We start from the raw sequence: 23,185 nt of genomic DNA, 5'->3' as shown, positions 1-23,185 counted from the left end.
GGCCCGAGAGGGTGCCTCCTGACGCTCGTGGACTTCGACGCCAGTGAACCGTTCAGGAGGCCCTCGCTTTATCCCTGCACCGCCAGAGGCCTCCCGAACGGGAATCGCGGGCGACGAACTGGCTCAGCCCAGCTGCCGACCAGGGCCGTTAGCGGGGCGCGGCCGTCAGATGTTCGCGCGCGTAGTCGGCGAACGTGGTCGTCGGGAGCCCCAGGGCCCATGCGAACTCGGGGCGCGCCGGCTGGGTGACCGCGTTGTTCCACTCGTGTCCGGCGCCCCACGTCGGCATGCCCGCCGCGAGGGCCTCTTCCACGTTCATCGACGGCGCGATGACCGATACCCCCCACGTCGCGGACAACGTCTGCGCGACCTGTGTCATGGTGAGCCGGTCGCCGGCCAGTTCCAGCTCCACTTCGTGGAACCGGTCGGGGTCGGCGAAGGCGTGGGCGGCGGCCACGCCGATGTCTTCGCACGCCACAAGTGCCAGTTCGGTGTCCGGGTCCAACACCGTGGCCAGACCGCCGCCGGGTCCGTCGGGCAGCAGCGCGGCGATGTTTTCCATGAAGAACGCGGGCTTGAGCACGCTCCAGCGGTCGAAGCCCGCACCGCGCACCGCCTCCATGATGGCCTGCTTGGTGCCGAAATAGCCTTCCAGCGCGGCCCAGCGGCCTTCGCTCCAGCCGGGGACGCGGGTGTGCTCGCCGACGCCGCTGGTCGAGGACTGCACGAACTGTCCTACGCCCGCCTCCTTCGCCGCATCGATGAGATGGGTGGCCTGGGCCAGCTCTCCCGCGAAATCGACACTGGTCTCGGTCATGGGCGGCATCTGCACGGAGAACACGGCGCGGGCTCCTTCGACCGCCGGGTCCAGGGAGTTCCGGTCGGAGAGATCCGCCTTTACCAGTTCGGCGCCCAGCGCCTCGATGGCCCGGGCGGGCTCGGAGTGCGGGTTGCGTACGAGGGCGCGTACCGGTGTGCCGGCAGACAGGAGGGCGCGGGCGGTGGCCCCGCCCTGGCGGCCGGTGGCGCCGGTGACAAGGACGGGTGCGGCGTGGGTGGTCATGGTCTTGCTCCTCACGATGCGGAGACATAAGTGGCGGGCCCCGCCGTTTACCTTCGGGCTAAGATATGGCGGGGCCCGCCGTTTAGCAAATGAGGAGCACATGACCGCACAGCGATCGGATGCCCGACGCAACTACCAGCGCATCCTTTCCGTCGCCGAAGCCGAGGTCGCCGCGCACGGCGCCGACGCCTCTCTCGAACAGATCGCCCGCACCGCCGGCGTCGGATCGGCCACCGTGCGCCGCCATTTCCCCACCCGCCAAGCCCTGCTCGAAGCCGTCTTCCAAGAGCGCATCGAGAACCTCTGTGAGCGCGCCCGCCGCCTGGGCGAAACCGACGACAGCCGCGCCGCACTCCTGGACTGGCTCCACGGTCTCGTCGAGTACGCCGTCTCCGCCCGCGGCCTCGCCGACGCCCTCACCTTCGAGCCCCCCACCGACCGGCCCGCGTCGCACTCCTGCGGCAGCGCACTCGAAGAGGCGGGCACCCCCCTGCTCGAAAACGCCATCCGCGAGGGGGCAGTCAGGCGCGGAGTCACCTTCCACGACCTGCTCACCCTCAGCGTCGGCATCGCGCTGGCCACCGAACACCACAGCGAACCCGCGGCCCGGGCCGATCGCCTCTTCCGCCTCGCAGTCGAAGGCATCAGCCCTGCACAGGGGGCCACCACGGCCTGAAGACCACCACGCTCAGGGAGTCACGGCGCCGGCTGCACTCACCCGCGCGGAGAGGCACTGCGGGCGAGGTGATCCTGCAGTTCGCGGTGGCGGAACTGGTACGCGGTTCCCGCTACCCGGACGAGGCCGGCGTCGTAACACCAGGTCAAAAACCGGCCCAGACGCCAGGGGAGCGGTCGGCGGGTCCAGTTTCGAGTGCGCAACAACAGGCCGACGTACCACAGACCCGTCGGCGCCAGCATGGGGCTGAAGAGGAACCCGCCCGCCACTCCCCCGGCAACGGTGAGGACGAGAGTGGCGGCGACACCTTTGTCACCGGCCAGCGCCGCCGCGAGCATCAGCTCGGAGAAGATCATGGCCGGGGCCAGGAGGCTCCAGACCAGGTGGCTTCTGATGTTGAGGGCGGGGTGCGAGCTCTCCGGCGCCGCCGGAAGCGGGACGGAGAACAGCAGGCCGAGTGCGCCGACGCAGACGATTACGGTCATGGCTATCTCGGCCGCCGACAGGGAGGTGCTTCCGCTGACGACTGCCGCTATCAACACGCCCGGAAGGACGACTGCGTAGCCGAGCCCTTCCCTGAGCCGTTGGGTGAAGGTCCGTGGCGCGGTGCGCACTTGGTGGTTCCGGTGGTTGTCCTCCAGCCCGGACCACGTCTCAGACCAGATCCAGGCCGCGAACAGGCTCGTGATGACCAGTGCGGTGAGGAAGGGCCAGGGCGCGAGAAGAGGCCCTTGGGTGGAGAGCAGCGCCAGCAGGCCGGCGGCACCGGTCAGCGATAGCGCGACGGCGGGCAGCACCAGCGTGGTGCGCGGGTGGCGCGTGTCGGCCAACGGCCAGAGGCGGGCCAGGACAATGTCGGTGCCGGACAGCCGGTGTCCGGCAATGGCACGGCCGGTGGTGGCGTTGTGCTGGAGGTAGCGGGCGAGGGTGGTGAGCCAGTCGCGCACATGCTCGGGGTCGAAGTGGGAGCCGCGGGAGCGGGGGAAGAGCTCGGCCGTCGCGGGGATGAAGAGATCGAGGAGGTGCGTGCCCACCGCGTCGGCGCTGTCCAGATGCGGCGCCAGCAAGTGGCGTGGGGCGCGTGCGTAGGCGCCGGTGGAGGGATGCCGTTGCTCGTAGACGGTCGCGGCGAGTGTCAGGCGCCAGAGAGTGGCGAGCCCGACGGCGAGCGGTCCTGTGGGGTTACGGTCCAGGGAGTCCAGGACTTCTGCCCAGCGGGAGAGGTCGTCGACGCGGGAGTTCAGGAACCGGCGGGCCTCGGTGGCGGTGACCGGCTGAATCTCGATTCGTGCCGCGTCGTGAGCCCACACCCTGGCCTCCTCCAGTGCGTCGTGCGTGTCAGTGCGGCAGGTCAGGATCAACTCCGCCTTGTGCACTCCTTGCTGGTAGCCGTTCAGAGCCCGCAGGACTTGGGCGGAACGAGAGCCGTAGCCCGGGCACGACACGGTGTCGAGCTCGTCGAGGCCGTCGAGCACAGGCAGCACGCGCCGTGCCGTGACCAATACGTCGGCGGCCTGTCTCGGCAGGTGGTAGACGCGGACGAGGTGGCGTGCGACCCACGCCTCCACGTCGAGATGAGGCTCCAGAGAAGCCAGGGAGATCCGCACGGGAACCGGCTCGTCAGGGCCGCGCTGCTCCAGCAGGCGCAGCATCAACTGCACCGCCAGCACGGTCTTCCCCGCACCAGGCACCCCGGTCACGACCATGCGTCGCGGCCGCAGACGGTGGAAGTAGCCGGCCACGTCGGCCAGAGTCCCGCCACCGTCGGCGCCGAGCGCGGAATGTGTGGGCGAGGGCCGGAAGACGAAACGTACGTCGACGGTGCGGTCGTGGCCTCCGAGCAATTGTCGGCGGGCCTCGCGTTCCACCGCCAGGACCCGGGACGCCAGGCGTTCCGCGGCCTCGGCGAGATCGGTCTCCTGCCAGTGTGTCGAGCGCAGGGTCATGAACGCGCCCCACACGCTCACCACGAACGAGCTCGTAGCGACCGCCGCGCCGAGGGGGTCGATGTCGCCTGTCGGCGACCCGAGCGCGCGCACCAGCATCGCCACCGTGCCGCAGCAAGCCACCAGTGTGGCCGATCCGAACCCGAACGTCCGCCCCCGCACGCTGACCATGAGATCCATGATGGACGAATCCCCGCAGCTCGGCGGCATTACCGGGCGGACCGGCCATCACACGCGCTGCCGTCAGGCCGACCGGAGGCCTTCGATGCCTCCCCTCTGATGACCGCTTGCAGCAGCCGGCCCCTGTTCGTGCACACGATGGACGAGGCGGTCGGCGCCGAGGCACCGGATGCGGGAGGGATGTGCTGGTCGCAGCCGACGCGCACGGCCGCGAGGCAGGGGTTGCGTGTGACCACGGTGCACTGCTGTCTCCAACCGGAGCAACTCGCTCTCGCCCGGGCGCCGCCGCCCGCTTCGGCGGCACCACCCCCGGGCGCAGCAAAGCGCAACACAGCACTCGGTCGGGTGGTTTCCGCATGAACGGCGGTGTGTGTCCTGCGGGCCGCTTCGTGTCGCGGCGAAGATCCGTAGGTGATCTTCCACCTCCTCGCCGGAGCACGCACGCACCGGGGCAGGCTGCCGGTCGGTGCAGCTGCCCTGGCCGCCTTGTCGTCCCTGTCTCTGCTCTCTCCGGCCGCCCATGCCACAGACCCCGCCCCGGTCGGGGGCGGCTCCGCCGGTCCCGGCGTCGTACGCTCTGCCGCGGCGCCGCGTCTGCCCAGCGCAGGTGAACTGCGCACCGACGCATACCTGCAGACCCTGCGTCACGACCCCTCCGCCGCCCGGGAATTCTTCCGTGCCCTGCCCAAGGGGGCAGACCTTCACAACCACCTCTCCGGTGCCGTCTCTACGGAGTACCTGATCGAGCTCGCGGGCCGGGACGGACTGTGCATCGAGAAGAAGACGATGACAGCCGTCGAAGGCCCGTGCGGCAAGGGACAGCGGCCGGCCTCCGACGCGCAGTCCGACGCCGCCTTCCACCGCTCCCTCTTGCGGGCCTGGTCGATGCAGGATTTCCCGGCCGGTAAGCCCGGGCACGACCACTTCTTCGCCACCTTCGGAAAGTTCGGCGAGGTGTCCTGGCGCCACACGGGCGAGCTCCTCGCCGAGGTGGCCGAAACGGCGGCCGCGCAGAATCAGTTCTACCTGGAAACCATGATCACCCCCGCCTCCGGATCCGCGAAACGCCTGGCCGACATGGTCGGTTGGGACGCCGACCTGGAACGCTTCCACGAGAAGCTGCAAGCCGACGGCAAGCTGGACCGCATCGTCGCCGAGGCGCGGCGCGACGCCGACAAGGCCGACACGGAACGCAAGGCCGCAGGCCGATGCGCTGGATCTCTCAGGTCTCCCGCGGGAGTTCGCCCGAACGCGTCTTCACCCAGATGGCACTCGGCCTGAGGCTGGCCGAGAAAGACCCCCGCTTCGTGGCCATCAACCTGGTGCAGCCCGAAGACGGCGAGAGTGCACTGCGCCACTACCGGCTCCAGATGCGCATGCTGGACTACCTCCACCAGCAGTACCCCAAAGCCCACATCACCCTGCACGCGGGCGAGTTGTGGCCGGGTCTCGTCAAGCCGGAAGACCTCACCTTCCACATCAACGAGGCCGTACACACCGGGCACGCCGAACGCATCGGCCACGGTGTCGACCTCGTCCACGAGGACGACTGGCAGAACCTGGCCCGCACCATGGCGCAAAGGCACGTGGCGGTCGAGGTGCCCTTCACCAGCAACGCCCAGATCCTCGGCGTCGCCGGCGAGGACCACCCCTTCAACGCTTATCGGGCCCACGGCGTGCCCATCGTCCTGGCCACGGACGACCCCGGCATCTCACGAACCGACATCAGCCACGAGTACCGGTACGCGGCCGACACCTACGATCTTTCGTACCCGGAACTGAAGGACCTGGCCCGCGCCTCGCTGGAATACGCCTTCCTGCCCGGCCGCAGCCTGTGGCGCGATCGCGGCGCCCCGGCGGACTACCAGCGCGCAGCGCGCTGCCGGCACGACGTGCCGGGCGACTCCTCACCCTCCAGGGCGTGCGCGAGCCTGCTCGCCGCCAGCCCGAAAGCGGCCGTGCAGTGGCGCCAGGAAGCGGCCTTCGACCGCTTCGAGACCCGCCGCACCCACGCAGGCTGACTGAGCACAGCCGGCCTACCGGCCCCGATCTTCGGGACCGGTAGGCCGGTACCTGGCCGTTTCCGGCCCGTGCAATCCGGACGCAGAGGAAGAAAGCGGCACCGACCCCGAAGCCGCGAGGGCTCTACAGATGTGTCCCCCATGCGCGTCCTGGAAGGGCCGATCATGCGCCCGACAGCGCTGACCGCCCGACGGCGCTGACAGCGCGTGATGGCCTACCGACCCGGCCCTCTGACTGACCGAGGGCAAGAACGGAGTGTCCGCCCCACGCCGCCCACTGCAGGTGGCGTGTCGAGGGCGCGATGGCCGGCATTTCCCCGCGACTATGGCTTGATGAGCGATCTCGCCGGTTGCGGCCTGCTGTCCGATCCGCTGCGTACGAAGGGAACCGCGTTCACCGAGAGCGAGCGCGCCGAACACGGGCTGCGCGGGTTGCTCCCCTACGCGGTGACCAGCCTGGACGAGCAGGTCCGCCGCTGCTGGGGCCAGATCGACCGGCAGTCTGACGACCTGCAGCGTTATGTGTATCTGCGCTCCCTGCAGGACCGCAACGAAACCCTCTTCTACGCCGTACTCGCCCACGACGTGGCAAGGGCACTCCCCCTCGTGTACACCCCGACCGTCGCCGAGGGATGCAAACACTTCTCCGAGCTGTGGCAGCGTCCGCGCGGGCTCTACTTGTCCTGGCCGCACCGGGATCAGCTGGTGGAGATGCTGCGCAACCGCCCCCGCAAGGACATCGACGTCATCGTCGTCACCGACGGGCAGCGCATCCTGGGCATCGGTGACCAAGGGGTGGGCGGGATGGGTATCCCGGTCGGCAAGCTCTCGCTCTACACGTCGATCGGGGGCATCGACCCGGCGCGTACCCTTCCGGTCCTGCTCGACGTCGGCACCGACAACGCTGATCTGCTCGATGACCCGTTCTACCTGGGATGGCGGCATCGCCGCATCAGCGACGACGACTACTTCGCCTTCGTGGACGCCTTCGTGGAGGCGGTGCAGGCCGAACTCCCCGAGGTCCTGCTGCAGTGGGAGGACTTCGCCACCCCGCACGCGGCACCGATCCTGGAACGCTACCGAGACCGGCTGCTCACCTTCAACGACGACATCCAGGGCACGGCCGCCGTCACGCTCGGCGCGCTGCACGGGGCGAGCAAGATCGCCGGCACCCCGCTGAAGGAGCAGCAGGTGGTGATGGTCGGCGCTGGGTCCGCGGGCATCGGCGTGCTGGACATGGTGCGTCAGGAGATGGTCGACGAGGGCCTGTCGGACGCGCAGGCCCGCGCCCGCTGCTGGATCCTCGACGTCGACGGCCTGCTCACCACCGACCGCGACGACCTGGCCGAGGACCAGCGTGCCTTCGCGCGTGATCCTGCCGACGTCGAGAGCTGGGGTGTCCAGGGAACCCCGCAGTTGGCGGATGTCGTGGAGCACGTACGGGCGGGCGTCCTGCTCGGGCTCTCCACGGCAAAGGGCGCGTTCACCGAGGAGATCGTGCGGACCATGGCCTCGAAGGTGGACCGGCCGATCATCTTTCCCCTGTCCAACCCCACGGCGAACGCGGAGGCCCGGCCGGCAGATGTGGATGCCTGGACCGACGGCAAAGCTCTGGTGGCGACGGGCTCGCCCTTCCCGCCCCTGCACCGGGACGGCGTCGACATCCCGGTCGCACAGTGCAACAACGTCTACGTCTTCCCTGCCGTGGGACTGGCAGTGACCGCCGCGCGGGCGAACCGCGTGACCAACGCGATGATGCGGGCTGCGGCTCGCGCGCTCGGTGACGCCTCCCCGGCCCTCGTGGACGCGAAAGCTCCGCTGTTGCCGGCGTGGGCGGATGTCCGGGACACAGCCGATGACATCGCACTGGCCGTGGCGCGGCAGGCCGTCGCCGACGGCGTCGCCCCGGACGCCTCCGACGACGAACTGCGCACCGCGATTCGCGGCACGCGCTGGACACCCGAGTACTGAGCGACGCGAATCGCGGCGGCAGCCATGCCGCCCGGGGCGAATCCGGCCGCGCACGGCCCACTTCACGGCGAGCGGCGACGTCGCTGTGTATCGAGGGGCATCGAGGGATCTTCCGGGAGCGGCCGATCCGGAAGCCCCCGGCAGAAACTCCCGTCACGATGCGAAACGGCTCCGGCCGCGCGCACAGGGCCGATACTGATGATGACACTCGCCCCACCAACCGGCCGGCCCCGCACGCGGGCCTGAGGGCGGGGACGCAGCTTTGCCGATGTCTTTGAGGGGAGCCGTTCATGAACACGGCGAAAGACCTGTTCATCATCGCCATGGACGTCAAGTATTCCGTGGGACAGGGCGACCTGTCCCTCGCCCTCGCGGGCGCCGAGCTCATCGATCTCATCGAAGCGGGGGCCATCGCCATGGACGGCGACCGCATCGTGCCGACCGGACAGCCGACGCCGGACGACCGGCTCATCAGCGAGGCCGCGGCAGGACTCACCCGACAGGCACCCTACGAGCAGATCGAGGACTGGCTGTGGCGCCGGGGCCGTGACCTCGCGGCCGCCTACCAGACCGCCCTGGAAGACAGCGACGAGCTGAAACCGCAGCGAAGCGGCCGGCTGCCCTTCGGCCCGCGCCGCGTGGAACCGGTCGATACGCCCGCGCGCCGCCGCGCAGCCGACCGCTGGAAAGACGAGGAACCCGTCCTGACCGCCCTCGCCTCCATCGTGGGCATCGCCGACGAACCGTCCGACATCGAGCCCGGCCTCGCCGACGAGTCGGTGACGACCGTGCTGGCCGCCGTCCACGACGCGGTGATGGAGCTGGAGGCCGTACGCCAGAGGCGGACCATCGAGAACTCGGCCTACGCCAACCTCTGGCGCGGCCCGTAAGCCGCACCCGCCCTCGGGGACGCGTCTGCGGTGCCCCTCCCCGCACGCACTGAGGAAATTGCCCGCAGCTCCACTGCCTCCTCATGATCGGGCTGCTGCGACCTGCGCTCCGGGCCGGGACCAAGTCGATGTGGTCCAAGCCCGGAGCAGCGGACGATGAGTAGTCGCGGCGCCGACCGGCGGCGCAACGAGCCCTCCGGAAGGGAGCGCGCGGGGGTTCTCCCCACCCCGTACGGACCCGCTGACCGCACCTGCCACAGGCCAGCTGACCGGATGGTTCCGCTCCTCTTGATCGCGGAGGCTGAGCACATCGCACCAGCCCCCTTGATCGGAGAACCCGTGCTCAGCCCGAAGCCCTCGCGCCGCACGACGGCCCGCACCGCCGCCGTGGCCGCCCTGGCCGCAGCGGCCTGCGCCGCCGCCATGACCCCCAGTGCCGAAGCCATCGTCAACGGGACGGATTCCACACAGCGTTACCCCGCCATGGTGTCGATCCCGGTGACCGGCAAGGACGACCCCGCCTTCAAGGGTGTCTGCGGGGGTTCGCTGATCGACTCGCGGTGGGTGCTCACCGCGGCCCACTGCGTGGACCCGGCACTTGTCACCCCGGACGGCACCGTCCGTATCGGCAGTGAACGCAGGACGACCGGGGGCACGGTCCGGTCCATCGCGAAGACCGTGTCCCACCCTGGCTACCGCAACGGCGAGGACAGCGGACCGAACCGCAACGACCTCGCCCTGCTCCGCCTGAACCGCCCGGTCACCGAGAAACCCATCCCCCTCGCCGACAAACCGGGGCGGCCCGGCACCCCCACCCGGATCCTGGGCTTCGGCACCACCGACGACACACCCGACCCCGCCGGTTGGGTCTTCCCCGTCCGCCTCCAGGAACTCGACACCCGCAGAGGCGCACCCTCACAGTGCGCACCCGGCTACGCCGGCAGCACCCGCCTGTGCACCATCAGCCAGATACCCCGCGCCATGGCCTGCAACGGCGACTCGGGCGGCCCTCAACTCCAGCGGAATCCCAACGGGCGCTGGGAACTCATCGGCGTCACCTCGGGCCCCGGCGCCCCCGGCCTGCGCTGCAGTCAGGGCCCGGGGCTCTACACCAGCGCACCCGCCTACACGACCTGGATACACAAAACGACGAAGCACAACCGCTGAGAGGAAGCACGGGGCACCCGGGATGCCGTCGACGGTCCCGATCAGGACCGAGACCGTCTGAAGCTCAGGTAGGCGAAGCCCTCCCCTTCGCGCGGAGCCCGGGTCCAGGACCGGGTAGTGCACATGGGGAGGCTGCCCCGGGTGAGTGCGAAACAGGGCAGGGAGAGTCCGAGTTCACTGTGCATGGCTTCCAACACGCGTGTCTCGAAGTCGAGTTGCGTGCCTTGTGCGCCGAGCAGCCGGGCGGGCCTGAGGGCGTCGGGTATGGAGCCGGAGACCTGGATGTCCGCGCCCCGCACGGTGAACGCGCAGAGCTCCTGGCCCCGATCGGCCACCGACAGGTGGAAAGCGGCCGGGTGACTGTCCTCAGAGCGGCTCAGCGGCGCGCGCCAGACCACCACGGCACGGCCCGATGCGGATGCGGTCGGTGCGAGGGACTCGAACCGGGGGTTCATGCTGCGCCCGGACTGGCCGTCGAAGGCGAATGCCCACCCCTCGGCGGTGCGGCCCACGGCGGCCTCCGCGCGGTCCTCCCACAGCTCCACGCCATCTCGCTCGTGGTTCTGTCGCATTCGCCGATACGCCTTGTGCGCCTCCACGGGCGTGCTGAGTTCGGCGCCCTCCTCGCCGATCAGGGCCGGCATCGTCGAGGGGTCGACGCCCTCGACCCAGATGCAGCGGTAGCCGTCGAACGGCCGCCCGTACGGCCCGTCTGTCGTCAGCCAGGCAAGGCCCGGCGGGTCGAGGTCCGGCACCGGTTCGGGAAGGGGGCCCTGCTCACCGGCCCTCGGGGTCGCAAGGATTTCCCGCCCGCGTTCCGGGGTGATCAGTGATGCCAGAATCGGATCGGCCAGCAGTCCCAGTGGCGCGATCAGCTGCGGTCCGGGAGCTTCCCAGTGCACGAGAGCCTTGCGCAGCACGCGCCACGCGGCGTCGGTGGCACCCCAGCGAGCCGACTCGCGGGCTTCGGCGACCGCTCGACCCCACTCGCCCGGCGGCGCATAGCGATGGGTGCCCTCACGCATCGTGTGCAGCAGGTCCTCGGCGGCTTCCCGGTCCACGCCACGGGCGGCCATCATCCCCAGCCAGTGGTCGTCGCCGCCCAGTCGCCATGCGCCGGACGCCACTTCCAGGGCATGCACCGGAAGAAGCTCGGCAAGATAACGAGGGTCGGCCACCAAAAAGCCGTAGTCCTGAGCGCTGCGCGGAGCCTGCAGATGCCGGATCTGGGACAGCAGCCAATAGCTGTGCGGTCTGCCGAAGGAGCTTGCCTCCTCGAGCAGGGGCACGGCGTCCTCGTAGCGTCCGCGCAGAGCAAGGAGACGGGCGGTCTCGACGCGTGCGTCCTGTGCCCGTGTGGTCGCGTTGTCGAAGTCGGGGCGTTCCACCCGATCGGCGTGGAAGCTTCGGTACATCGCCTCCATGAGGGCGCGAAACGATGGATAGCGGTCCGGCAATTCACCGCTCCAGCCTTTGTAGATGTAGAGCGCCCATTCGCCGTCGTCGTCGCGGTCGCCGGGGTCGAGCAGGGCCAGCGTCATGTCGGAGTCCGTCTCCAGCCGGAGCGACCGCGCCCACATCCCGGCCAGCAGCACGTCCTCCTCACGCGGGTCGTCGTCCAGGTTCTCCGTGTACAGAGCGGTCAAGTCGTAGGGGTCTCGGCTCCAGTCGATGTCCGCGACTCCGCCGAGCTGATAGACCCCGGCCGTCTGGTCCACGTGCCACCCGTCGCTCACGGCAAGAAATTGCCGGTACGAGGGGGGCAGCCGCAGCCCCAGGCGCTTCTCGGCGGCGGCTATCTCTGCCTCGCTCGCTCCGGGGCTGCCCGGAGAGACGACCTTGTCCTCGTCGTCGTCCTCCTCCTCATGGTCCGCGCGCGGAACCCACTCCTCCTGCCAACGGCCGAGGAATGTGTGCCAATTGAAAGACTCGTCGCTCATGGAGAGGAGCTTGCCATCAGGCACTGACAGCCAAAGAAGCATCACCGTCGCTCGCCGGAGCCTGCGGAAGCCCCGCCCGAACCAGCGACCGCCAAAGGTCCGACAAATGACGGCCGTTCACGCCCCGTTGACGTGCGCCGCCCACCCCGCCAGGCTCGGAACGCACATGCGTATCCCCCCTCCCCCGCCCCCCATGGAGTGCTCTGATGACCAGACGCACCGCACGACTCATCCTCTCGATTGTCATGCTCATCGCCGCAACCCTGGGCGGCGTCGTCGCCACTACCGGGACTGCCCAGGCCGATGGCTGCTACACATGGTCGCGCACCCTGTCCTCGGGGGCCTCGGGCGCCGACGTAACGCAGCTGCAGATACGGGTGGCAGGCCATGCCGGCAGCGGCGGCGCGCTCGCCGTCGACGGCGCTTACGGACCGGCTACCACTGCCGCGGTCAAACGATTCCAGACGGCCTACGGCCTGGCCGCCGACGGCGTGGCCGGCCCGGCGACCTTCGACAAGATCTACGCCCTCCAGGACAACGACTGCACACCGATCCACTTCACCTACGCCGAACTCAACACCTGCAACTCCACCTGGGCCGGAGGCGCAGTCAGCGCGAGTACCGCGAAAGCAAACGCGTTGCGCACCATGTGGAAACTCGAGGCACTGCGGCACGCACTCGGTGACCAGCCCATTCGCGTGACCAGCGGCTTCCGCTCGCATGCCTGCAACGACGCGGTCGGCGGAGCGGCAGGCAGCCGCCACCTGTACGGCGACGCGGCCGACCTCGGCTCGGGCCCGCACTCACTGTGCCGCCTCGCCCAGCAGGCCCGCAATCACGGCTTCAACGGAATCCTCGGCCCCGGCTACCCGGGCCACGGTGACCACACCCACCTCGATCACCGCGCAAGCCGCTTCTGGTCGGCGTCGGCCTGCGGCATCTAGCACACCCGGTGGCGCCCCCGTGTCTTTTGGGGGCGCCACCGGTCGGCCCAACTCGTCCACCAGAGACGGCCCAGTGGCGGTGGGTCCAGACAATCACGCAGGGCGAAGCCGCCGGCCGAGCAGTTGGCGGAGGTGCGGGCCCTTCACGTCACGCGAGCGACGTTTCCGCCACGATACGTTCCAGGGTTCGCCGGCCCATCCGGCTCATGGCGGGGTTGCTTCTGACGTAGTACCAGACCAGCCCCATCGCCTGGATGAAAGCCCACGCCTTGCCGCGCTCCCATTCGAGGTCGTCGCTGCCCAGGTGATCGCGGAGCACCTGCCGCGGCCCGGCCTCGAGCAAATGCCACGCGCTGACAAGATCCAGCGAAGGGTCAGCCGGACCGAAGTCGCCGACGTCGAGAACCCCCGCGAGCCGGCCGGCGGAGACCAGCACGTTGCCGGGAATCAGATCGCAATGGGCCATGGCGTCCTCGACCGCGCCGCGCGGCAACTCACGCAACGTGGCCCAGATACGGCGCAGTTGAGGGACATCCAGGAGCTGCTCGCTGTGTCTGAAACAAGTCTCCATCCACGCGTCATGGGACTGCAGGTCGCCTCCTCTCCCCGTGCCGGCGAACGTGCGGCCCTGCGTGTCGATCGCGCGCAGGTCACCGATGAGGTCGGCCAAGTCACGGGCAAAAGCGGGAGATTGGCCCGGATCCTCGTGGGCGGCCACCACACCCGGCAGCCACGTCTGCACCGACCACCCAAGCGGGAACCCTGCCCCTGGTTCACCGAGCGCGACCGGCTCTGGAGTGGGAAAGCGCGTGCGCCCTGCCAGCTCGCGAGCGGCTTGCGCTTCGGACTCCAGTCGGCGCCGCGTCGACTCGGGATCTGCGGACTCGAGAGGGAACCGGGCCGCGAGCCGATCGCCGATACGGAAGATGGCGTTGACCGTACCCTGCGAGGCGACGCTTTTGACCGGCAGGCTTCGCCACTCGGGAAACTGCTGCTCTACCAGCGTGCGCACCGTCTCAGGCGTCACCGTCAACTGGTTGGCGTGCATCTGCATGGTGTAAGCATTCGCCTCACGTGCATCTGCTGCAACTCATTTCTGTCGCGCGACGGTGCCTGCCGGAGATCCGCGGGTGTGCCGGCCGGTCTGACGCCCGGGGGGTCAGACCTGGTGGTCCTCGCCAAGCGCCATCAGCCGAGCGTCACCAGGCCGATTGCGACGCCTGCCGTGACGAGGCCGAGCAACTGTGTCCTTCTGAGTCGTTCCTTGAGCACGATCACGCCGAGCACTACGGGCAGCACCGGATAGAAGGAAGAGAGTGCCACGGCGGTGACAGCCAACTGCTGCCGTACGGCCTGGAGATAGAGGACGAGCGCGAGAGCCGCTGCCATGCCCGTGACGCCCGCTCCCACCAGATGGCCGGGCGCCGGGCGGGAGCCGGTCCGATGGGCGAGGGCCAGGGGCAAGAGGGTGACGACCGCGGCCAGCCGGCCGGCGGCGATCGGCCAGATACCCTCGTCGCCGGCGCGCGCCAGGCACAGGTACTGGACGGCTATGCCGCAACCTGCGATGAGCCCGTCGGTCATCGCAGTGGCGCCTTCGGCGGGCGAGTCCGACCGCTCGTCCCGGCTCACCAGCCACAATGCCGGTGCCGTCACGGCAAGACCGAGCCAGGAGAGGGGGGAGGGGCGCTCAGCCCAGAGCACTACGCCGACCAGGACCGGCAGCGCGACCCCGGTGACGGCGCTGACGGGCACCACGGTGCTGATCGTGCCGCGGCTCATGCCCCGGAAGAGGAAGGTCATTCCGATGCCGGTGCCCACCCCGGACAGGGCGCCCCAGACCAGGTCCGGCAGCTGCGGGGCGCCGGTGCTGAGGAAGGCCCCGACGACGCATGCGAACAACAGCCCGCCGACCTGCCCGATGAATGCCATCGTCGCGAAGTGCGCACGGCGGGACAGCAGGCCGCCGGCGAAGTCACTCGCGCCGTAACTCAACGACGAGGCGAGCGCCAGGACTGCACCCATCAGCGCTCACTCCCCGGCCCGGCTATCTCGCTCGGCCTGTCCGACCGGGCACACGGCGCCGCTCACGCAACCGGCCCGATCGCACAGCCGACACATGCGGTGTGCGCTGTCCGCCCCCTGGTAGAGGCGGGTGAGGAGCTTGTCGAGAAGGCCCGCGAGTTGTGCCTGCTCTGCTGCGTCGAGGGCGGATACGGCATCGTCCAACGTCCCGCCGCGTGCCTCGAGCACGCTTCGGGCTCTGCTGCGGCCCTCGCTCGTGAGGGTCACCGAGACATGGCGTCCCTCTCCGGGGCTTCGCTCGGCGAGCCCGGCAGCCTGGAGTGAGTCGACCAGACGGGCGGCCGCGGACTGGGTCAGCCCGATCCTTCGCCCCAGTTCCGTGCCGCCCAGGCCCGGCGAACCGGCCAGGACGACCAGAGCGGCTGCAGAGCTGCCGCCCAGGCCCGTCGTCCCGGAGATCCCGTTCAGCGTGCCGTCCACCAGGGCCAGGGCGGTCGCACCCAGCAGATTCGCCACTCGCCGCGTATCATGCATGACTCATGCATAACACCGGGAGACGGGCGGGGCAACTCCCGAGGCCCGGCGAACGCCTCCGGGCCCCAAAGGCCAGGCGTACGACTCCGGGCCCCAACTGCGCGGGCTGCCCGCCCTGTTCACTGGTCGGCTTCGCCTCACCGGGGGTCCGGACTCTCAGCCATCGTCAGTGACACCGCCGTGGTGCCGAGCCGGGGTACAGGGACCGGCAGGGAGCCGTCCGGCTCGGCGCGCAGTCTGGTGCCCTCCGTGCCGAGGTAGTCGGCGGATGCCGCGGCCGTGACGGCGAACCCGGGTGTGAGGCGGCAGGTGACAGGCTCCTCCGCGAAGGACTGCAGGCGCACGAGCAGGCGTCCCGGTTCGGGCACGGTCAGGCCCACGACCCGTACGCGGGCGTCGTCGAGGGTCAGCAGGGAGTACGTGGTCTCGGGGCTGGCTTCGGGCGTCCGGCCGGCCCGTACCGCCAGCAGGGGGCGGCTGGCGACGGCGGCCGTGCGCATGCCGAGCACCGCGACGCCGAGAGCCGCACCGCCGGGGGCCGTCCCTTCCTCCCAGCCGACGCTGTAGCGGAAGACATGGTCGAATGCCTGCTGCGAGGGGAAGTTGGTGTCCCAGATGTTGTTGTGGACCCACGAGAAGACGGTCCCGGGCTCTTCCTGGGCCAGTGACTGCGGATACGGCGCGTAGGGGATCGCGACCCCGCCCATCTGGATCAGCGGCGCGTCCTGGGTGGCCAGTGCCGCGCCGGTGCCGTTCTCCTGGAGGCTGACCCAGCGGCGGATGGCCCGCATGTGCCGTGCGGAGCCCGGAACCGTGGGCAGTCCCGTTCCCGTGACCCCGCCCGTTGCCTCCATCCGCAGGGCCGGGGAGTGCATCGCGAAGGGGAAGGCGAAGAACGCGCTCTCCTTGGTCAAGGTCGCGGTCTTGTCGATGCGGTTCTCCAGGTCGATCCGTGCGCTCGCGCGCGGCAGATGGACCGTGACCCGCAGCCGCCGGGTGCCGGCCGGTGCGCATTCGTAGACCAGGGTCTCGCCGGTGGCGTCCGATGTCCGTTCCACCAGGGCCGCCGGGGGCGCCGTCCTCCGGGTGGCCAGGAGGTGCATCGAGGCGTCGGCGGTGGTCTTGCTCGACTGGTGGTTGAACCCGCCGGCCGTGGCGTACTCGTCGTACAGATAGCCGTTGAAACCGACGGTGGCGTCCTGCCGGACCAGTTCCGCACCGGTCCGCTTGTCCACGATCGAGTCGATGCACGCGGACGACAGATCGACATGGACGCGCAGGAATTCGTTCTCCAGGACCGTGGGGGCACCGGCCGGAGCGCCGTCTTTCGCCTGCGGCTCGGCCGCGGGGACGGGGGCAGGCTCGATGTCCACCCGGACCGCTCCGTGCGCAGGTACGCCCGGCAGCCGGAACAGCAGAAAGCGCCCCGCAGCACGGTGGAGTTCGTTGCTCTGCTCTTCCTCCACCATCTCCAGCGGGGTGCCGTCGCGGGCGTCGACGACCCGCACCGCCTCGTCGAGGGGGACCGTGCTCTCGGGGAGAAAGAGCCGGACCGTCTCGGAACGCTCCCAGCTGCACGTGTTGACGACGTAGTAGCCGACGAGGGTCCCCGCGCGCGACGAAAGCCGCTCCCCCAGTGCGGCGCTCGCGGCATCCAGCAGGGTGCGTGCCCCGTCGTGGGCGTTGAGGGCCTGGGCGTACTTCCAGTGCCACTGCCGCTCGCCCGAGGCGTGACCGTGGTCGCCGTGTGTCCAGGGATCGCCCGCGCCCCAGGTGTGCTCGTTGAACAGAGAGGCGGCACGGTACACCTGCGGCGCGGCCCCGGTGATCCGCGCCCCGTCCGATACCCCGTCCGGCACCCCGCCCGATGCCGTGTCAGATATCCCGTCCGATGCCCCCAGGATCTCCGCGTACCCCGCGACGGTCTGCGCGTCGGCGAGCGCCGCCTGCCCGTCGCGGGTGGCGGCCAGCGGTACGGCGCCCGCGCCGACGCCGTCGACCCACCAGTCCGTCCAGTCGCCCTCGAACGTCTCGAGCCGGTCGCCGAGCCGTTCCTCGGCGTCGATGAAGAAGTCCTCGTTGCGCGAGGTGCGCAGGACGGGGAAGGCCCACTCCTCGTTCCACCGGCGCACCGTGTCGGCGATGATGCGGCGCGGCGGTCCGTTGTCCGCGAACTTGCCCAGGACCCGCAGGTGCAGGATGTCCCACGGGTACGGGTCGCCCTTGAACTCCTCGTCCAGGACGGGGAATCCGGGGATGCCGCGGCCCTCGTGCGGGTATTGGTGGTTCGCCAGCGCCGAGAGGTAGTGGGGCAGCAGGTCGTCGACGCGGTCGAAGGATTCGTCGAAGCCGAGGATCGACCCCTCCATGTAGGCGAGGCCGTGCGGGGTGTCGGTGCGCCACACGAGCAGCTCGCGCCCGCTGGGTGCCCGCCAGCGGAACAGGCGCGGCAGGTCCTGGCCGCCGACGTGGTGGGGCACCGCACGTCCTGCCCAGTTGTGGGCGACGGACAGGTAGCGGATCCCGCTGTCGGTAAGGACGTCGGGAAGGCCGACGACCTGGCCCGGCACGTCCGTCTGCATGGCCGTGGTGATGTCGATGCCCGCACGTCGGCGCAACTCGCGTATGGGGCGCAGGAGTTCGTGCAGTTCGTCGGTGGAGCAGGTCTCGGTGTGCAGATTGAAGGGCATCGCGGCAAGTTCGATTCGGCCTTCGCGTACCCGGTCCAGGAATTCCTCGACCATCCGCGGCGGCCGGTTCTGCGACCAGTTCTCGTAGCTGAAGAATCCCTCGACCGCCCAGCGGAACTTCGACTCGTCGGGCCAGTCGTCCGTGGTGCGGCACAGTTCGAGCAGGGAGTCGAGGTACTTGCGTCCCTCGGCGAGCACGGTGCTCTGCGGGTCGGTGTAGCCGATGTCCAGGTGGGCGTGCTGGACCAGGTGCAGGGTCCAGTGGCGCTGGGGGGTCAGCAGTACCTCGACGCTGTCCCCGTCGGCCAGCTCCGGCAGCTCGACCAGGATGGGTGTGGGCGCTTCCACCTCCGGTACCAGCAGCCGGGTCTCGTCGCCCGGTCCCGGCAGGACGTCGCAGCGCAGCGCACTGCCCGCGAGGGTGGTGACGCGGGCGCGGGTGACCGGTCGGCCGCCCGTGGTGACGCGGACGGACTGGAGCAGGCCTCCCGAGCCGTCGTGGCGCAGGAGCGGTTCGCAGGCGAGGCGGATCCGGTGTCCGCCGAGGACTCCCTCGGCGGACACCGCGCGGTCGCGCAGGATGTCGCGGGCCATGTTCGAGTCCCACCAGGAGGGACGGGCAAGTTCGGGGCGGGGCATGGGAGAGGTCTCCACTCGTGTGCGGTGCTGGGGCGTGCTGCTCGGGGCGGGTGGGGGTCAGGAACGGTCGGTGGCGAGGCCCGGCCTCAGGAAGGGTCGGTGGCGAGGCCGGCAAAGATCTGGATCATGGCGGACTGGTGGAGAGTCTCGGCCGGGGCGTCCGGGGCGTGGTCCCCTCCGCCGGAGGGCTGGAAGCGGAAGAGGCCGTCGGACGGCGTCCGGTTGTTCTTCCAGGTCTGCTCGGCGTAGGCGGCGGCCGTCTGTCGGTACGCGCGGTCGGGCCGTACCTCGTCGAGGATGCGGAGGTTGTCGAAGTAGAAGGCGTTGAAGATCGCCGGCTGGTCGTGCAGCCGCTCGCCCTGCTTCCAGTAGTCGAGCGAGCCGTTGGCGTCCTCGACGGCACGCTTGAGATAGCTGCGGTCCCCCGTCGCCTGGTAGAGGGTGGTCGCGGTGCCGATCATCGCGCCGGAGTTGTACGTCCACAGGGTCTTGTTGACGGTGCCGTCGTCGTCGCGGCTGTTGTCGTAGAGGCCGGGAGAGCGGCGCAGGCACGACCAGTTCCACTCGTACCACTTCTTCGCGCTCGCGAGGTATCGCTCGTCGCGCTCGATGGCGTAGAGCTCGGCGGCCAGTTGGGCCGAGAGGCCCGTCACGTTGGCGGCGCGCATGTAGTTGGCCGGGGAGTCGACCCAGTGCAAGCCACCGGGACACGTCTTGGTGGGGTCGTCGTCCCAGCCGCGGCCGACGACGTCGAAGGTCTCCGCCGCCCGCTCGAGGTAGGCCTTCTTGCCGGTGGCCCGGTACTGGTCGAGGAAGGTGAGTCCGACGACGGCGTTGTCGTCGTAGAAGACGTCACCGCCCTGGCCGAGCGGGGCGGGCAGGTAGGAGTCGTAGCCGGGCCTTCCGTCACGGGGGTTGAAGTACAGCCGCAGGGTCGCGAAGCGTTCGGCGGCGTCGCGGTCGTAGCGAGCGCCGACGCGCGGCAGTTCGGACATGTCGACGGTGGCCGCGGCCGCCTCGCGCAGGGGCCAGAGGTAGGAGTGGGGGTTCTCCTCCGCCTTGCGGGGCGTCTTCTCCAGGTACAGGCCGTGCTCCTGCGGGCCTTGGTAGAGGTGCCGTTGCAGGGAGTCGTAGCTGATCTCGGCGCGGTGGGCCCAGGTGGCGGGCGTGGTGTCCCGGTCGTTTTCTGCTGCTTGGGCGGGGCTTGCCCACAGCGCTCCGGAGAGGACGGCGAGGGCGAGGGCGGCGCGTGCGGATGTCTTCACCAGGGTCTGCCTTTCGGGAAGGTGGATCGGTGAGGGGTGGCCGGGGTGCGGGTCAGCCGTGCAGCTTGAGGCTGCTGACGAAGAAGCGCTGTGCGGAGAAGAACAGGACGACAGTCGGCAGCGAGACCAGGAGCGCGCCGCCGAGGACCACGGGCGGGCCGACGTTGGAGTAGTTGCCCTGGAGTTCGGCCAGTGCGGCCATCACCGGGCGGATGTTGCTGCTGGTGGACAGCGTGATGCCGAACAGCAGGTCGTTCCAGACGGCGACGAACTGGAAGACGAACGCGGCCACCATGGCGGACCGGGACAGCGGTACGTGGATCTGCCAGAAGATCCGCCACCATGACGCCCCGTCCATGCGGGCGGCCTCGATGATCTCCGGTGCCAGGGTCAGCGCGAAGTTGCGCATGATGAAGTACGCGAACGGGATGGCGATGGCCACGTACACCAGGAACAGCCCGAACTGGGCGTCGTAGAGCCCGGTGTCGGCGTAGGCCAGGAACAGTGGCCGCAGGAAGACCTGGAGCGGCAGGAGGGTGCCCGAGTAGATCAGCCAGAACCACAGCGTCTTGTGTTTGACCGGCATGACGACGGTGGCGAACGCGGCGGTGGTGGCGACCACGATGGCCGCGGCGGCGCTGGTGACGGCGTAGAGCAGGCTGTTGCCCATGGCGGGGCCGAGATCCGCCTGCGTCCACGCCCGGGACATGTTGTCGAAGAGACCGAAGCCCTGTGGCCACCAGTGCGGTGTCCCGCCGTAGTCGGCCGCCGGCACCAGGGCGTTGACCAGCAGGAGCCAGGTGGGCAGTGCCCAGGCCAGGGAGATGACCACCAGGGTCGCGTTGCGCAAGATCCGGCCCGGTGTGGGCCTCGCGCGCGGAGCGGACCTGCGTGTGGTGCGGATGGTGGTCATGATCAGTTGCCTTTCGGGGTCAGCTGACGCCGCAGGTACAGCCACGAGGCGATCAGGACGATCGTGGTGAGGACGACCGCGACCGCCGCGCCGGCTCCGGGGTGCAGGGCGAGGAAGGTCTCCTGGTACATCGAGACCGCGAGCGTCTCCGAGGCCCGGCCTGGCCCGCCCTGGGTGAGCACCCAGATCAGGTCGAAGGACTTGAGGCCGTTGACCAGGCTGGTGCCGACGACGATCACCGAGACGGTCCGCAGCTGGGGCAGGACGACGTACCAGAACTTCCGCCAGCCCGCCGCGCCGTCGAGGGAGGCGGCTTCGAGGGTTTCGGGCGGGATGGTCTGGAGGCCGACCAGGAAGAGGATCACGGCGACGCCCGCCGACTGCCACGTATTGGCGGCGATCATGACCAGGGTGTTGCCGGGCCATTCCAGGAGCCAGCCCCGGGCCAGTGAGTCCATGCCGAATGCCTGGAGCAGCTGGTTGGCGGCGCCGTCGGTGGTCAGGACGAAGTTCCACACCACGGCGACGGCCGAGCCGGACAGGGCGTAGGGAAGGACGACGACCAGGCGGGCCGCACGGGACCACCCGCCGGAGTGTGTCAGGACGGCGATGGCGAGGCCGAGCAGGAGCGGCAGTGCGACCGTGCCGACCACCCACATCAGGGTGTTCTGGATCGACCGGGTCAGTACGGGGTCGCTGAGGAAGAGGGTGTAGTTGTCGAGGCCGGCGAAGCCCGATACGCGCCGGTCGTCGAAGAAGCTGCGGTAGACGGTCGAGGCGAACGGGAGCAGCAGCAGTGCGCTCACCAGGAGTACGGCGGGAGCCAGGAACCCGGCCCCGGCCAGCTTCTCCCGCATCCGCCTGCCGGGCCGCCGGCCGGGCGGCGAGCGGTCCGGCCGCGGGCCGGGCGAGGTGCGTGACGCGGGGAGCGGCGATGGCCGCTGCTCGACGGAAGAACTCATGCCTCGTCCCTCTCCCACGCGGCCCACTCCTTCGACGCCCGGCTCGCCATGCTGCGCAGCGTGGCGCGCGGGGAAGAGGCGCCGGTCATGAAGCTGCCCAGGTCGTCGGTGTTGCCCTGGATGAGGTTGGGCGGGCCCGACTCGCCGTAGCGCGGCAGCAGCGTCCAACGCTCCTTCAGCGCACGGTCTTTGAGGCCGGCCATCACGGGGTTTCCGGGACGGGAGCGCGGGTTGGCCGAGGCGTCCTGGAGGAAGTCGGTCCACACCTTCTGGACCTTCGGGTCGAGCCAGTGCGCCGCGTTGGCCATCGCCGCGTCGTGCGAGACGGCCTTGCGCGGGACGGCGAGCACACCGGACTCGGTGATCACGGAGCGGCGGGTGGAGCGCTCGACGGGCGGCATGACGAAGGCGTCGAAGTCGACGCCCGGTTTCATGCCGGTGGCGGCGATCCCCTGCGACTGCCAGGAACCGTGCAGGAACATGCCCACCCGCCCGGTCTTCAGCGCGGCAGGGCCGTTGTTCTGGTCGAAGTCGGCCGGCGTCATCCAGCCCTTGTCCATGAAGTCCTGCCAGATCTGCAGTGCCTTCTGCGCCTGCGGGTCGGTGTACGACGCCTTCCCGCTGGTCAGCTCGGCGTAGAACTCGGGGTCCACTTTGCTGACGAGTTCCTGGAACCACTCGTACGCGGGCCAGTTGCCGGTCTGGGTGGCGACGAACGGGACGACGCCCGCCTTCTTCAGCACCTCGGCGTTGTGCAGCAGCTCGTCCCAGGTGTCCGGCGCCTTGAGGCCGTGCTTGCGGAAGAGGGCCGTGTTGTAGAAGAGCACGTAGTAGGACTCGTAGAGCGGTATCCCGTACACGGAGCCGCGGTAGGACATCGCCGCACGCGTCTGGGGAGTGACCCAGCCCTTGCGTTCGTAGTCGGCCCATACGGAGGAGAGGTCGCTGAGTTCCCCGGTGCGGGCCAGTGATTTGAGGAAGTAGCCCGAGGCCCACTTGATCATGTCGGTGGCCTTGGTCGTCTGCAGCGAGATCTGTGTGACCTGCTTGTACGACGTGGGGTTGGGATTGGACAGGGGACGCAGTGCGTACCCGGTGAGCTTCCTCAGCTCGTGCCCGGCCGCGACGTAGCCCTGGTCCCAGGTGGCGTTGTCGTTGGCGAGCGAGGTGGTGCCGGGCTTGACCGCGGTGCTGTCGCCCCGGGCGCAGCCGGCCAGTGCGGCCGCGGCGCCCGCGCCGATGCCCGCAAGGACGCCGCGGCGGCCGAGTGGGTGGGACGACCGCTGTGTCGCCCCGCCGATTGATCTCATGGGTTCCCTTCCCTGCGGATCCCGGCGGGGATCCCTGGCTCTGGGTGTG

The 23,185-nt window shown here is 69.8% G+C and carries 16 protein-coding genes and 1 pseudogene; 6 read left to right on the top strand and 11 right to left on the bottom strand.

The genetic code is table 11. From position 1 onward, the window contains the following. Positions 1-148 precede the first annotated feature (148 nt). On the bottom strand, positions 149-1,063 hold the full coding sequence (locus IE226_RS34845; protein WP_190085467.1) for an NmrA family NAD(P)-binding protein: 915 nt from the start codon (positions 1,061-1,063) through the stop codon (positions 149-151). A gap of 100 nt (positions 1,064-1,163) precedes the next feature. On the opposite strand from IE226_RS34845, the gene IE226_RS34840 reads away from it, so the two are divergent. Beyond that, on the top strand, positions 1,164-1,739 hold the full coding sequence (locus IE226_RS34840) for a TetR/AcrR family transcriptional regulator (protein WP_190085466.1): 576 nt from the start codon (positions 1,164-1,166) through the stop codon (positions 1,737-1,739). Between the two features lie 38 nt (positions 1,740-1,777). Here IE226_RS34840 and IE226_RS34835 read toward each other — a convergent pair whose 3' ends face one another. Further along, positions 1,778-3,865 carry an NACHT domain-containing protein gene (locus tag IE226_RS34835; RefSeq protein ID WP_190085465.1) on the bottom strand — a complete coding sequence of 696 codons (2,088 nt, stop codon included), beginning with the start codon at positions 3,863-3,865 and terminating at the stop codon, positions 1,778-1,780. Between the two features lie 456 nt (positions 3,866-4,321). Between IE226_RS34835 and IE226_RS34830 the strand changes: the two are divergent. From IE226_RS34830 to IE226_RS34815, 4 genes and pseudogenes are all read left to right on the top strand, one after another. After that, a pseudogene (locus IE226_RS34830) lies at positions 4,322-5,886 on the top strand (adenosine deaminase family protein). Positions 5,887-6,219: 333 nt separating this feature from the next. After that, a complete protein-coding gene (locus tag IE226_RS34825) occupies positions 6,220-7,857 on the top strand; it encodes an NAD-dependent malic enzyme (RefSeq protein WP_190085464.1) in 1,638 nt (545 codons plus the stop codon). Between the two features lie 290 nt (positions 7,858-8,147). Further along, positions 8,148-8,747 carry a GOLPH3/VPS74 family protein gene (locus IE226_RS34820; RefSeq protein WP_190085463.1) on the top strand — a complete coding sequence of 200 codons (600 nt, stop codon included), beginning with the start codon at positions 8,148-8,150 and terminating at the stop codon, positions 8,745-8,747. 339 nt (positions 8,748-9,086) lie between these two features. Continuing rightward, positions 9,087-9,914, top strand: a complete 828-nt coding sequence (locus IE226_RS34815) for a S1 family peptidase (protein ID WP_229871721.1) — start codon at positions 9,087-9,089, stop codon at positions 9,912-9,914. Between the two features lie 41 nt (positions 9,915-9,955). Here IE226_RS34815 and IE226_RS34810 read toward each other — a convergent pair whose 3' ends face one another. Then, complete coding sequence (locus IE226_RS34810; protein WP_190085461.1) at positions 9,956-11,854, bottom strand: SMI1/KNR4 family protein; 1,899 nt, start codon at positions 11,852-11,854, stop codon at positions 9,956-9,958. A 206-nt stretch (positions 11,855-12,060) separates the two neighbouring features. Between IE226_RS34810 and IE226_RS34805 the strand changes: the two genes are divergently transcribed. Continuing rightward, positions 12,061-12,798 (top strand): D-Ala-D-Ala carboxypeptidase family metallohydrolase, encoded by a 738-nt coding sequence (locus tag IE226_RS34805; RefSeq protein WP_190085460.1) that lies wholly within the window; start codon positions 12,061-12,063, stop codon positions 12,796-12,798. A 148-nt stretch (positions 12,799-12,946) separates the two neighbouring features. On the opposite strand, the gene IE226_RS34800 is transcribed toward IE226_RS34805, so the two are convergent. The 8 genes from IE226_RS34800 to IE226_RS34765 all read right to left on the bottom strand — a co-directional run bounded on the left by IE226_RS34800 (position 12,947) and on the right by IE226_RS34765 (position 23,136). Then, complete coding sequence (locus IE226_RS34800) at positions 12,947-13,852, bottom strand: aminoglycoside phosphotransferase family protein (protein WP_190085459.1); 906 nt, start codon at positions 13,850-13,852, stop codon at positions 12,947-12,949. 134 nt (positions 13,853-13,986) lie between these two features. Next, positions 13,987-14,823, bottom strand: a complete 837-nt coding sequence (locus IE226_RS34795; RefSeq protein ID WP_190085458.1) for an EamA family transporter — start codon at positions 14,821-14,823, stop codon at positions 13,987-13,989. A 6-nt stretch (positions 14,824-14,829) separates the two neighbouring features. Beyond that, entirely contained in the window at positions 14,830-15,357 is a 528-nt protein-coding gene (locus IE226_RS34790) for a MarR family winged helix-turn-helix transcriptional regulator (protein WP_190085457.1), read from the bottom strand. 137 nt (positions 15,358-15,494) lie between these two features. Next, positions 15,495-18,686, bottom strand: a complete 3,192-nt coding sequence (locus tag IE226_RS34785) for a glycoside hydrolase family 38 N-terminal domain-containing protein (RefSeq protein ID WP_190085456.1) — start codon at positions 18,684-18,686, stop codon at positions 15,495-15,497. 86 nt (positions 18,687-18,772) lie between these two features. Further along, entirely contained in the window at positions 18,773-19,951 is a 1,179-nt protein-coding gene (locus tag IE226_RS34780) for a glycoside hydrolase family 76 protein (RefSeq protein WP_229871720.1), read from the bottom strand. Between the two features lie 52 nt (positions 19,952-20,003). Continuing rightward, complete coding sequence (locus tag IE226_RS34775; RefSeq protein WP_190085455.1) at positions 20,004-20,864, bottom strand: carbohydrate ABC transporter permease; 861 nt, start codon at positions 20,862-20,864, stop codon at positions 20,004-20,006. A gap of 2 nt (positions 20,865-20,866) precedes the next feature. After that, positions 20,867-21,826: a carbohydrate ABC transporter permease gene (locus IE226_RS34770; protein WP_190085454.1), complete on the bottom strand. Its 960-nt coding sequence runs from the start codon at positions 21,824-21,826 to the stop codon at positions 20,867-20,869. Further along, positions 21,823-23,136: an ABC transporter substrate-binding protein gene (locus IE226_RS34765; protein WP_190085453.1), complete on the bottom strand. Its 1,314-nt coding sequence runs from the start codon at positions 23,134-23,136 to the stop codon at positions 21,823-21,825. The genes IE226_RS34770 and IE226_RS34765 overlap by 4 nt, the downstream gene beginning before the upstream one ends. Positions 23,137-23,185 lie beyond the last annotated feature (49 nt).

It is taken from the genome of Streptomyces longisporoflavus (assembly GCF_014649775.1).
Classification (GTDB): domain Bacteria; phylum Actinomycetota; class Actinomycetes; order Streptomycetales; family Streptomycetaceae; genus Streptomyces; species Streptomyces longisporoflavus.
The sequence above is the reverse complement of the archived record's forward strand: the minus strand, read 5'-3'. Positions and strand labels throughout refer to the sequence as shown.

Excerpts from the sequence above, each read along its gene's own strand:
- IE226_RS34845 (WP_190085467.1), bottom strand. The coding sequence starts at position 1,063 with ATGACCACCCACGCCGCACCCGTCCTTGTCACCGGCGCCACCGGCCGC.
- IE226_RS34840 (WP_190085466.1), top strand. The coding sequence starts at position 1,164 with ATGACCGCACAGCGATCGGATGCCCGACGCAACTACCAGCGCATCCTT.
- IE226_RS34835 (WP_190085465.1), bottom strand. The coding sequence starts at position 3,865 with ATGGATCTCATGGTCAGCGTGCGGGGGCGGACGTTCGGGTTCGGATCG.
- IE226_RS34825 (WP_190085464.1), top strand. The coding sequence starts at position 6,220 with ATGAGCGATCTCGCCGGTTGCGGCCTGCTGTCCGATCCGCTGCGTACG.
- IE226_RS34820 (WP_190085463.1), top strand. The coding sequence starts at position 8,148 with ATGAACACGGCGAAAGACCTGTTCATCATCGCCATGGACGTCAAGTAT.
- IE226_RS34810 (WP_190085461.1), bottom strand. The coding sequence starts at position 11,854 with ATGAGCGACGAGTCTTTCAATTGGCACACATTCCTCGGCCGTTGGCAG.
- IE226_RS34805 (WP_190085460.1), top strand. The coding sequence starts at position 12,061 with ATGACCAGACGCACCGCACGACTCATCCTCTCGATTGTCATGCTCATC.
- IE226_RS34800 (WP_190085459.1), bottom strand. The coding sequence starts at position 13,852 with ATGCAGATGCACGCCAACCAGTTGACGGTGACGCCTGAGACGGTGCGC.
- IE226_RS34795 (WP_190085458.1), bottom strand. The coding sequence starts at position 14,823 with ATGGGTGCAGTCCTGGCGCTCGCCTCGTCGTTGAGTTACGGCGCGAGT.
- IE226_RS34790 (WP_190085457.1), bottom strand. The coding sequence starts at position 15,357 with ATGCATGATACGCGGCGAGTGGCGAATCTGCTGGGTGCGACCGCCCTG.
- IE226_RS34785 (WP_190085456.1), bottom strand. The coding sequence starts at position 18,686 with ATGCCCCGCCCCGAACTTGCCCGTCCCTCCTGGTGGGACTCGAACATG.
- IE226_RS34775 (WP_190085455.1), bottom strand. The coding sequence starts at position 20,864 with ATGACCACCATCCGCACCACACGCAGGTCCGCTCCGCGCGCGAGGCCC.
- IE226_RS34770 (WP_190085454.1), bottom strand. The coding sequence starts at position 21,826 with ATGAGTTCTTCCGTCGAGCAGCGGCCATCGCCGCTCCCCGCGTCACGC.
- IE226_RS34765 (WP_190085453.1), bottom strand. The coding sequence starts at position 23,136 with ATGAGATCAATCGGCGGGGCGACACAGCGGTCGTCCCACCCACTCGGC.